Genomic DNA, 11,601 nt, shown 5'->3' on the forward strand with positions numbered 1-11,601 from the left:
AGCCATCTTAAAAGATGGCTTTGTTGTTTTAAGAATATCTTAACCATAAATCGGGAAATAAAGCAGCCAAGTCATCATCATCATACGGATTAATTGTCTGTATAGCTTCTTTTTGCCTTTTTGCTTTTGGAATTAATTGTTTATTTTTTATCCAATAGACTTCATGTATTATATCAGATAGAGTTACAGGAGCAATATCTTCTTGAACTTCTAGCTTATTTATCAAATGTTCATTTAGACACGTGTTTTTAAAAATTACTTCTCCTTTAAACAGTAAGTAATTCATTAATAAATACACACAGTGGATGTCTGTAGTATGAAAAATAATCTGTGTAGCTCCTACAATATTTTTATTGTAGTAAGTTTTATAATACTTGTTTAAAAGATTGTCTAGAAGAATTAATTCTTGTGCCGAAAAGGTTAATAACTGATCTTTTATAAGTCCCATCATATGTTTGTAGGAGTCTTTAGATTTTAGGCGATTTGTAGAAATCCAATTCCAAAACTTTTCTTCTTCATAAATTCTAGCTTCGGTTCTAACTTCTCGTTCTTTTAAAAGTTTACGGTACTCCTCTTTTTGCCTTAGATAGTTTTTCTCTTCATACTTTTTTGATTCTCTTTTTTGATATATATACTGCCCTATTCTAAATAAAGCAATACAGCCCATAGAGAGCAACGTTATATAATACATCTTTTTCTAGCTTTTTTACTGGTAATACAATCGCAAGTCAAAAATAAATGTTAGTCCTAAAATAAAATTTGATCTTTTATATATTTTTTATTTAAAATTGGTAGATAATAATCAACTTATAAGTATTTTATACAGTGAATCTTTTTGTATAAAAAAAACCATCTGAAATTTTCAGATGGTTATAGTTCTATAAATTTTAATAACTTTTATTTCCAAATAACAGGTAAAAAAACACTCATTTCGCTTTCCTTTCCGTTATTTCTATTAGACCAAGAATAGTAAGGAACAAACTGTGTTTTATAAGTTTCTAACATCGGTTTAGCTACTTTGCTGTACATAGTATTGCTTGGTGTATCTTTTCTTAGCAATACTTCTCCAGAAATTGTGGTTAATCCTCCTAAAAAGTTGGGCTTGTATTCAGCTTTTAATGCTTTTGCATCTCCTTTAATATAAGCATCTACAATGTTTGCTTCTTTAGGTAAATCGGCAGATTCTAAACAATACACCACCGGACCTCTTTTTATAGCAACTTGATTTCTTACTTCTTCTATTCTAGAATGTCCTTCTACAAAATATACATCCATCGGAAAATCTACGGTAATAACATCTCCTTTTTTCCATTTTCTATGTAGGGTTGCAAACTTACCTGCTACTACTGCATTTTCTATTGCTACTCCATTAACTTTTACACTTGTTCCTGCTGCCCAATTAGGAATTCTTAACATGACATCGAACGCTGTATGTTTTGCCTTGTTAATAGTTAATTTAACAGCACCGTCCCAAGGATAATTAGATTCTTGTGTAATTTCTATCTTAGAACCATCCAATAGTTTTGTGCTTAGCTTATTACCACCGTACAAGTTTACTGCAATTCCATTTTCGGACAAACTATAAGCCCACCCTGATACTTTTGCTATAGTTCTTACCAAATTTGGAGGACAACAAAAACATTCTAAATATGGCTGTCTAGTTGGGAACTCCGTATTCATTTTACTGTAATCTCTAGAACCTTTAATCACTCTTAACGGATTTGCATAATAATAACGATCTCCTTTTAAATTAATACCAGACAAGCCACTATTGTACAATACCAACTCCATAATATCTGCATACTTAGACTCTCCGTGCAAACCTAACATTCTATAACTAAACATAGAATTACAGATGTTGGCACAAGTCTCATTATAAGCAGTCATATTTGGCATCATGTATTGATCTATAAAACCTTCTTCAATTTTATCTCTATTGCTTGATGCTCCGTAATGTGTTTGTCCCACAGCTCCCGTTACGTACATTTTTTGATCAGTTACATTCATCCACAAACGATCTAAAGCATCAATCAAAGCTTGCTCTCCAGTTTCTGCATATACATCTGCAGCACCTGCATAATAATACAAGGCTAGTACGGCATGGCCTACAGCTTCTTTAGATTTACGTAATGGTGTTCTTTCTTGTACCATATCTCCGATAGGATAACCAACCGTAGTAGACACTTCGGTAACAGGATATTTTCCTCTATTGTTGATGAATTTTTCAGCCAATTTTAAATATCGCTCATCTTGAGTCGTTCTATACAACTCTACCAATCCCATAATTTGCGTTTGATTGAACCCAAAACGACCTAACAATTTATGATCTGGCATAAATTGTACGTATAATAAATTTGCATGTTTAATTGCCAAATCTAACATATTTCTTTTTCCCGTGGTTCTGTAATGAATACAAGCTGTGGTTAAAAAATGACCTGTATTATACATTTCGTGATATTTACGATTTTCGTATCTATCTACCTTATTGTCTAACTGAATTTGCGTTTGCAAATACCCATCTTCTGCTTGTGCTTTTTTTATAATTTCTATATAACCATCTAACTCTTGTAACAAATCCTTGTTTCCATTTTGTACATATAGATAACAAATGGCCTCCATAAATTTATAAAAATCACCATCGTGCCAACGCATTCCTTTGTGTTGTCCTTGTTTTAATCTAGCAGCAATTTTAAAGTTATTTAAAGCATGTCCTACGTCTCCTGTTAAAACAGATCGCATATAAGGAATCATAGATTCTTCGGCTATTTTAAACTTATCAGCCCAAAAGCCTTCTGTCCATTTGCAATCTCCTAGATCAATACTTTTTAGTTTTACGTGTTTGCTATGTCTATGATTTAGGATGGCATGCTCTTGTGCAAATACAGAGTTCAAAGACATTATTGCCAGTATACTTGTTATAAACTTTTTCATTGATGGTTGTTAATTGTTATTGTTTTTATTTTTTTGCCAAACTCTTACATAATCTACTTCAAACTCAACTTTTCCTGAAGAATGTAAGTCTTCTTTAGTATCGGGTACACCGTGCCAAGGAAATGTTTCTTGATCTAGCCAAATTTTTAAGGGTTTGGTTATTACATAATTCTCTGCTGCTCCGTTTCCTCCTTTGCTTAGTTTCACATCGTCCCACTCGTTGATTTGTTTTCTGGATACGTCTCTAAACAAATTTCCATCCACATAAATTTTTACTCCATCGGCACTCCAATCGTACCCATAAACATGAAAATCATCTGCTACTCTAAAATCAAAATACTTGTGTTCTGTATACGTGGTTTTTCCTTTTCCTGTTTTGCTCCAATCATGTATAGACCACCAAAGCTCTCGATCTTTTCCTTCTGCTTCTTTTTTGGGCTGTCTATGATCTCCAAAAAACTCAAACATATCAAACTCTGTTAACCCGCCTGTAGCCCAAAATGCACTAGATACTTCTGCATCAGCAGCTTTGCATCTTATTTCCATATAGCCGTACAAGAACTCTTTTCTACCAATAATACAAGCTGTAGTTATGTTTTCGTGTTTTATCTCTTTGCCACCAACCTTATCTGCCTTATCGCTAAAAGGAAAATCAGGTTCCCAACGAGTTTCTAACTTTAACATTCCATTCTCCAATCGATAGTTATTTCCCGAAAATTGAGAAGGGGCTCTACCAATCCAATCGTCTCTATGGGGTCTATCCGGATTTTTATAGCTCGGTTTTCCATTTACAAACGCTCCCACCACATGCCATCGATTTTCATCTAATGTGGCTGTGCTGAATTCATCACTAACCTCTGTATTTAAGACCCATTGTCCTTGATTGTTTGGGTCTGAATATGGAACTACAGACTTTTGTTTTGAATTCTTTTTGGCAAGATTTACTTTTTTACTACAGCTAATTGTAATGAGAGCAGCTGCTAATATTAGATATTTAATCTTCATGATTGATTATTTTAAATTTTCCGGATAAGGCTCCCATCCTTTTCTATATTGGTTCATTCGATCCACATCGTAACGTTCAAACTTTCGTTTTAACAGCCACAAAGGTCTTTCTAAAGTCATTTCCCAATCAAATAGCTTTTGATACATGTCTTTTACCTTGTCTGGATATTGAGTGGCAAGATTGTAGCGTTCCGATACATCATTGGGTACATTGTACAATTCTGCTGGTCTGTCTGGAAAACGAATCAATTTAAAATCTCCTTCTCTTACCACAGCTCTGGTTTCTTTTTTCCAAAACAAAATATCGTGTGGTGTCCCTTCTTTTTCTCCTTTTACAAAAGGCAAAACGTTTACACCATTGATATCTTTTAAGTCTTTTAAATCTCCGCCTGCAGCTGCATAAAATGTGGGTAATAAATCAAAAGTGACCACAGGGTAATTAAACCTAGACTTCTTTTTTATTTCTTTAGGCCAGCTCATCAAAAACGGAACTCTAATTCCTCCTTCTAAATGATTGGATTTGGTACCACTTAAAGGCTTGTTATTGGAAGCATTTTTATCCGATGGTCCTCCGTTGTCGTTACTAAAAACTACAATGGTATTTCTGTCTATTCCTAACTCTTTTAATTTATTCAACACTTTACCGCAAGCTCTATCTAAGGCCAAAGTCATGGCCGCTAATTGCTGCCTTTTTCCTGTTAAGTTAGGAAACTGAGCCAAATCTGCTTCGGTGGCTTCCATCGGCGTGTGAACAGCGTTAAAAGACAAGTAGATAAAAAAAGGATGTTCTTTATTTCTTTCTATAAAATGAACCGCTTTTTCTGCAAACACATCAGTAGCATAATGGTTGGGTTCTTCGTATTGACCAAAATTTGTTTCCATTTTTCGATCTCCTGTTGGATTTTTGTATGCAAAATAACTACGAGCACCACCTCTAAATCCATAAAATTCATCAAAACCTCTGTTTAAAGGGTGAAATCGGTCTGCATTTCCCAGATGCCATTTACCATAAACTGCTGTTTTATAGCCTAAATCCTTTAAATAATTAGACATTAATTTTTGATCTAAAGGCAAACCCATCTCATCTCCTTTTAAGGCCGAATGTGAACTCATATAACCTGGCACGTTGATTTCTTCATAACCAAATCGTGCTTGGTATTTTCCAGTCATCATTCCTGCTCTAGAAGGACCACAAGTGGGATCTGATACATATCCTTGGGTAAAAGTAACTCCAGATTTTGCCAGCTTATCTAAATTGGGGGTTTTCATAACTTTACTACCCTGAAAACCAAAGTCCATATATCCTGCATCGTCGGCAAACAACAGAACAATATTAGGTTTGTTCTGGGCATTGACAACTAGATGTATCCCAAAAAAACAAATCAAAAAGGTTATTACTCTCATTTTATATCAATATTTTAATTAATTCTACCTAATTATGAATAATTAAAAACTATTCATTCTATAAATTACAAATTAACTAAAACACAGAATGATAAAACTTATCTATCTTAGCTTATAATAGTACTTTTTTGACATTATTTTAAAAGTACAGAAAGAAAACAACGCATAATTAACATCATTTTTTATTTTTATTGAATTTTCTTACAAAACTTTACTTTTGAACTATCCTATTGCGAATGTGTTAATCTGTCTATTTTCTTTCTGTTTTAGAATGATTTTATGCCTCGTAACAACGCACTTCGTACAAGCGAATATTTTTGGCTCCGTAAGTTTCTTTTAGATTGATTTTAATAGCGGTGGTTTTGACTTTATCAAAATCAAACTGAATCAACCTTTTTCTATTGCTTAGATTCTCTCCTACTTTGACCCACTTTCCATCAATTCTTACTTCCAAATCTAAAGACTTTAGCATTTCAACAGGAATCGTATTGGTAAACTGATCGTTATTTTTAGAGTCTTTTCTTAGCATGATATTACGTCTTGTGTTGGTATCGCACTTAAGCATTACTTTAGATAATTGGATTGGTTTTTCCCATTCTAACTGAACATTTGCATCCATCCCGTCCGATTGCCAATGATGAATGGTATGCTGTACATCTCTAGCGTAACCATCAATTAGTAGTTTTGCATGGCCCGAGGTCGTTGAAGAAGCAAAAATAGCACTCACTTTTTTGGCTAAATCTTTGGAATCTCTTGAAGGTCGGTTAGGAATATAAGCATCGTCTTTTAGTAACTGTTCCTGAAGTTCTTGTATGTAATTGTTATAAATTTTTCTTGGCAATACTTTTTTGTCAATACACATAGCAGCGGCTGTTCCTACTGCTTGTCCCATGGTTGCACACGTTCCCATAACCCTAGATGATGACAAAGCTATGTGAGTTTGACTGATGTTTCTTCCTGCAAAAAATAAATTGTTTATGTTTTTAGAATACAAACTTCGGAATGGAATTTCATAAACTTTGGTAAATCGAGCATGAAAATAACTCGGTGGTTCACTTATATTTTCTATTCCTCCTGGATTGTGTTCGTCTAAAGACCATCCTCCATACGCTACAGCATCGTTAAAATGTTTGTGATTTAACAGATCGGGTTCACACAAAATATAATCTCCTACAAAACGTCTAGATTCTCTTTTTCCGGGCAAAGAGCACACCCAGTCTAATGCATAGTTTTTTGCCTCTGGATTGTTCTTTTTTATATAATCCCATACTCCGTAAGCATACCCCATTAATTTTTCTCTATTGTTTTCAAACTCTGCTATAATATCCTTATCACTCCCTACTTCTACCCACCAAATACCTTCATTAAAGAATTTTAGTTTTCTTTTTTTATGTGCATTTTTAGAATCAAAAGGAATGGTAAAATGCGGAGGCTCGTAAGGCATTGGCCTTCCCATATCCTTTGAACTTAGTAAAATAGTAGATCCCATTTTCCATCCATCTGGTTGTTCGGGAGCAAATTTTTCATTGAATTCTGCTTTTCCTTCACGACCACTCCTATATAGAGCACCCGCAGTAGCTGCCATTAGTCCATCACCCGAACAGTCTATAAAAATTTTTCCATTTATTGTAATTTCGGTTTCTGTAGTTAATTGCCAACATCTTACAGATGTAATTTTATCTCCTTTGGTTTTTGTATCTATGGCTGAAGTGTTTAAAATTACTTTTAAATTTGGAGTAGCTGTTACGTAATCGTACAAAATATGATCCCAAACTGTATAAGATTCCTGAGGATTGTGAAAACGATTGTGAAGCAAAATTTCTTCTACGACCCCTGTTTCTCTTTCTGGTGTTCCATCTTTTAAATGCGTTACACCATGCAAAATAACTCTAATCTCGCTAGATGCGTTTCCTCCCAATACAGGACGGTCTTGTACCAAAATAGTTTTTGCTCCGTTTCTTGCTGCCGATACTGCTGCACAAACACCAGCTATACCACCTCCTACCACAACTACTTCATAATCCCAATTCTTTTTTCGTATGACTTCTGCTTCTTTCGATGTATCTTTTTGCTCTTTTAACTTTTCTATATTGTCTAAAGTATTTTCTGCGTTTATACTGCTAACTGGCAAAATACTTGCTGCCACGGCTCCTTGGACTCCTTTCTTAAAAAAATCTCTTCTTTTCATAATTCACTATATATCTTTAAAGTTTTGTTGTATTCATAAATTGCCTATAAAATTTTTCAACAATTTTTGGACAATCTTCTGCAATGTTTATAGTTTCGTTAGGATCTGTTCTATGATCATACAGTTCCACAAACACAGGTACAGCCTGTTTTTGTAAACGATTTTTCCAAAAAACCACTCTATAATTTTCCATTCTTAAGGAGTAGCCCATCAAATTATTTTCAAAAAGTTCTCTATCCCATTTTTTTCCTTGCTGTTGTTTTATTCTATCTTCTACCTGTTGGAGCAAAGGACCAAAAAAAGTTTCGCGCATAGCAGGTCTTAAAGGATACGCTCCCCATTCTCTTAATGCTGGCGAAGGAAATACGCTCATTGCCCAATGATTCCATTTTTTATTTGGCTTTTTAAGCAATGGAACCAAGCTTTTGCCTTCTACTGTTTTTGGAGTGGAAATTTTTGCCAAATCACACAACGTGGGATACATATCTAGCAACTCTACCAAAGCATTTGTTTTGGTTCCCCTTACATTAGAGGACATTTGAGGTGTTGAAATAATCAAAGGAACTCTTGTAGCAATCTCATAATTTGAGGCTTTTCCCCAATGTCCCATTTCTCCTAAATGATACCCATGGTCACTCCACAAAATCACAATGGTATTGTCTCGTAAACCCAATGCATCTAGCTGATTTAAAATTTTACCTACTTGTGCATCTACATAACTGACACAGGCCAAGTATGCATGCTTTAACTTTACCTGTAATGCTTTGTCTAAATCACCTGTTTTTGGAATTCCACTACGAACTCTAAGTTCAAAAGAAGGAGGAACTCCCATAGCAGCTCCTTTTTTGGGATGCTCTGTTTGTGAACTCAACAGAATTTCGGATGGATTGTACAAGTCCCAATATTTTTTGGGAGCCACCCAATTTAAATGAGGCATATGAAACCCAATTCCTAAAAAAAACGGCTTGCCACCTTCTTCTTTTAATTGCTTTAATGTTTGAATTGTTAAATCTGTATTATAGCCATCTTTGTATTTGTTATCAGGAACATCTGCACACTCATACGCAGGTCCCATAGCTAAACCATATTTTGCCACTGCTCCATATTTAGCAAACATTCTTTTTCTGGAAGCAATTCTAATAGCTCTGTTTTTTTCTAAAGCAAAACCCATTTTGGCCAATTGACTGGAATCACCTTCTAATGCAATTCTACTCCATGAAGCTGGATCTTTATCACCATGATGAAACACCTTTCCGTAACTAACTGTCTGATAACCATTTGCTACAAAAACTTGCGGCAATGTTTGAACGTTTGGATTTGCTTCTCTAAACTTTAAATAATTATGGAATACTCCACTATTTTCGGGTCTAATTCCAGTTAAAATACTTGCTCTAGAAGGCCCACATATAGATTGTTGGCAGTATGCTTTGTTAAATAAAAGTCCTTGACTGGCTAGTTTATCTATATTTGGCGTTACTGCTATGTTAGAGCCATAACATCCTAATTCGGGTCTTAAATCATCTACTGCAATAAATAAAACATTCGGTTTTTTAGAGCCAAAAACCAAACTGAAACAAAGAACAAAAAGAAAACTAAAATACTTTTTCATGGATTTGTTAAATAAAACTTTACACTTAATTTGATTTGACTAATTTAGTCTCAGCTCGATGAAAAAGTACAAGAGTCTTAATTACATAAAGTTAACATGGCTTAAAAAAAGCCAAAACAAAACTTAACACAGTGTTAAATCCAAAAACACAACACACTATATATCATGCTCTTAAAAAACAAAGTATACTTAACTTTTTTAATTTTACTAATTAGCAGTACTATACATGCTCAGCAGTTTGATTTGTTTAAAAACAAAGAAATTTCTTATCAAACTTCCATCACAGACTTAGAAATTGGCTATCAAAAAGTGTTAAAAAAGAAAGACACCTCTGAAATTGTAACTAAATTGATTGCATTGAGTGAGTATCATAGATCAAAATTAAATTATGGAACTGCTTTTAATTATAGTGGAGATGCTTTGTTTTTAGCCGAACAAATTAAGGATACTTTATTACTTGCCAAAGCTCATAGAGAACAAGGAATTTTGTCTTATTTGTTTAAACAAGATACACCCGCAGGATTTAACTTTAAACAAGCCAACCGTTATTTAAAAAAACTCGCGAAGACCAACAAAAACATAAATGCAGCACTTTTAAATTCGTATTACAATTTGGTTTTGTATTACCAAAGAATAGAACATAAAGAATACTTAACAAAATATGTAGACACATGTAGAGTTTTAGCTAATGACCAAAAGTTAAACTCAAAATATGAATTGTATTTACAAGAAAAAATAGCTTGTACCTATATTTGGTCTCATCAATATCCCAAAGCAATTACTTTGTTAAATAGCTCCATTAGTGAACTGGAGCAACAAAAAGATAAAACAGATTTTTTAATTATTCTGTACGCAGATTTAGGAAAAGTGTACAGTAGACAACAAAAATATACGCTTGCCAAAATGTATTTTAAAAAGTCTATAGATGTTGTAGATACTACAGGAGAATATCTCTTTTTTAAAGCTTATGTCTATCAAAGATATGGTCAATTGTTGTTTAAAAATCAAGAATATAAAGAAGCTTTTTTGTATTTAAACAAATCTAAAAAGATTAATGACACGTATTTAAACCCAAGAAATGAGCAAACACAAGGTTTTTTAACTTTAAAGAATCGTTATCAGGAACAATTGCATCAATCAAATGTAAAAATCAATCGTCAAAAACTTAAAATTGCTGCTATAGAACAAAACATTTTACAGTTTAAATTCTTGTTAATTATAGGAATATCTATACTCTTACTAACAGGAACACTTATTTGGATTAGAAATCGAAATAAAAAACATGAAAAAGAGCAAAAAGAAAGTTCAAAAAAAATTGAAGAAAATAATAAAGAGCTTACCGTACACACTTTAAGGCTAATTGAAAAAGAAGAAATTATTCATCAATTAAAAGATGAGTTGTTAAAAAAAAGTGGTGAAACGTCTACCAAAAATTTAATTAAAAGCATAGACAAACAATCTCTAAATTTATGGGAAGATTTTAATCAGCGATTTATAGTATTAAACAAAGGATTTTATGACCGTTTGCAAAAGAAAGTCCCTAATCTTAGTGCTTCAGAATTAAAACTATGCGCTTTGATAAAACTCAACTTTTCAGGTAAAGAAATGGCCTATTTATTGGGGATTTCTTTAGGAAGTGTTCATGTAGCAAGACATCGATTACGAAAAAAAATCAACCTTGATAGACAAACAAATTTAACCAGTTTTATCAATAATATTTAAAATCATAAAAATCATCATGAGTAATTTAAAAGAACAAAAAGCCATTGTCACCGGTGGAAGCAGAGGGTTAGGAAAGGTAACTGCAATTGCATTAGCAAAACAAGGAGTGCATATTGCCATTACGGGTAGAAACGAAGAAGCCTTAAAAAACACTGTCTCTGAAATTCAGAAATTGGGAGTAAAAGTAACATACGCTGCTTTTGACATTAGTGATTATGATGCCGTAAAAAAAGGAATTGAACAAGTTATTACAGATTTAGGGGGAGTTGATATTTTAATCAACAACGCTGGAATTGCAGCTTTTGGATCTTTTATGGATATGGAAGTAACACAATGGACAAAAATTATACAAACCAACGTGATGGGAATGTATTATGTAACCAAAGAAGTTTTACCTTATTTAATTGAAAAAAATTGTGGAGATATTATCAACGTATCCTCTACTGCTGGAATTAATGGAAATGCCACAACATCTGCCTACTCGGCTTCTAAATTTGCTGTAATTGGTATGTCGGAATCTCTGATGAAAGAAGTTCGTAAAAATAACATTCGTGTAACCACCTTAACCCCAAGCACTATTGCTTCTGACATGTCTTTAGAGTTAGGAATTACAGACGGAGATGAAGATAAAGTATTGCAACCCGAAGATTTTGCTGAAGTAGTAGTTGCAGGACTTAAATTGCCAAGAAGGGCTTTTGTAAAAGGACTGTCTCTGTGGTCTACCAATCCTTAAAAAANAANA

Annotated in this window: 8 protein-coding genes; 2 read left to right on the forward strand and 6 right to left on the reverse strand. The window is 33.5% G+C overall.

Annotation, left to right across the window (positions count from 1 at the left end):
• Positions 1-28: 28 nt before the first annotated feature.
• The 6 genes from FS85_RS0110710 to FS85_RS0110735 all read right to left on the reverse strand — a co-directional run bounded on the left by FS85_RS0110710 (position 29) and on the right by FS85_RS0110735 (position 9,137).
• On the reverse strand, positions 29-691 hold the full coding sequence (locus FS85_RS0110710; RefSeq protein ID WP_010136274.1) for a hypothetical protein: 663 nt from the start codon (positions 689-691) through the stop codon (positions 29-31).
• A 206-nt stretch (positions 692-897) separates the two neighbouring features.
• Positions 898-2,931: a glycoside hydrolase family 127 protein gene (locus FS85_RS0110715; protein ID WP_010136276.1), complete on the reverse strand. Its 2,034-nt coding sequence runs from the start codon at positions 2,929-2,931 to the stop codon at positions 898-900.
• Positions 2,932-2,940: 9 nt separating this feature from the next.
• Positions 2,941-3,936 carry a family 16 glycosylhydrolase gene (locus tag FS85_RS0110720; protein ID WP_010136277.1) on the reverse strand — a complete coding sequence of 332 codons (996 nt, stop codon included), beginning with the start codon at positions 3,934-3,936 and terminating at the stop codon, positions 2,941-2,943.
• Between the two features lie 6 nt (positions 3,937-3,942).
• Positions 3,943-5,340, reverse strand: a complete 1,398-nt coding sequence (locus FS85_RS0110725; protein WP_010136278.1) for a sulfatase-like hydrolase/transferase — start codon at positions 5,338-5,340, stop codon at positions 3,943-3,945.
• 277 nt (positions 5,341-5,617) lie between these two features.
• Positions 5,618-7,528 (reverse strand): FAD-dependent oxidoreductase, encoded by a 1,911-nt coding sequence (locus tag FS85_RS0110730; protein ID WP_010136279.1) that lies wholly within the window; start codon positions 7,526-7,528, stop codon positions 5,618-5,620.
• 16 nt (positions 7,529-7,544) lie between these two features.
• On the reverse strand, positions 7,545-9,137 hold the full coding sequence (locus tag FS85_RS0110735) for a sulfatase (protein WP_010136280.1): 1,593 nt from the start codon (positions 9,135-9,137) through the stop codon (positions 7,545-7,547).
• A 165-nt stretch (positions 9,138-9,302) separates the two neighbouring features.
• Between FS85_RS0110735 and FS85_RS0110740 the strand changes: the two genes are divergently transcribed.
• On the forward strand, positions 9,303-10,859 hold the full coding sequence (locus tag FS85_RS0110740) for a helix-turn-helix transcriptional regulator (RefSeq protein ID WP_010136281.1): 1,557 nt from the start codon (positions 9,303-9,305) through the stop codon (positions 10,857-10,859).
• A 16-nt stretch (positions 10,860-10,875) separates the two neighbouring features.
• Positions 10,876-11,592, forward strand: coding sequence for a 3-ketoacyl-ACP reductase (locus FS85_RS0110745; RefSeq protein WP_010136282.1), 717 nt, complete (start codon positions 10,876-10,878; stop codon positions 11,590-11,592).
• Positions 11,593-11,601: the final 9 nt, after the last annotated feature.

Origin of the sequence: Ochrovirga pacifica (assembly GCF_000220525.1) — a bacterium.
GTDB classification, from domain to species: domain Bacteria; phylum Bacteroidota; class Bacteroidia; order Flavobacteriales; family Flavobacteriaceae; genus Ochrovirga; species Ochrovirga pacifica.

Coding starts and splice junctions, on each gene's coding strand:
- FS85_RS0110725 (WP_010136278.1), bottom strand. CDS start 5,340: ATGAGAGTAATAACCTTTTTGATTTGTTTTTTTGGGATACATCTAGTT.
- FS85_RS0110745 (WP_010136282.1), top strand. CDS start 10,876: ATGAGTAATTTAAAAGAACAAAAAGCCATTGTCACCGGTGGAAGCAGA.
- FS85_RS0110735 (WP_010136280.1), bottom strand. CDS start 9,137: ATGAAAAAGTATTTTAGTTTTCTTTTTGTTCTTTGTTTCAGTTTGGTT.
- FS85_RS0110715 (WP_010136276.1), bottom strand. CDS start 2,931: ATGAAAAAGTTTATAACAAGTATACTGGCAATAATGTCTTTGAACTCT.
- FS85_RS0110730 (WP_010136279.1), bottom strand. CDS start 7,528: ATGAAAAGAAGAGATTTTTTTAAGAAAGGAGTCCAAGGAGCCGTGGCA.
- FS85_RS0110720 (WP_010136277.1), bottom strand. CDS start 3,936: ATGAAGATTAAATATCTAATATTAGCAGCTGCTCTCATTACAATTAGC.
- FS85_RS0110740 (WP_010136281.1), top strand. CDS start 9,303: ATGCTCTTAAAAAACAAAGTATACTTAACTTTTTTAATTTTACTAATT.
- FS85_RS0110710 (WP_010136274.1), bottom strand. CDS start 691: ATGTATTATATAACGTTGCTCTCTATGGGCTGTATTGCTTTATTTAGA.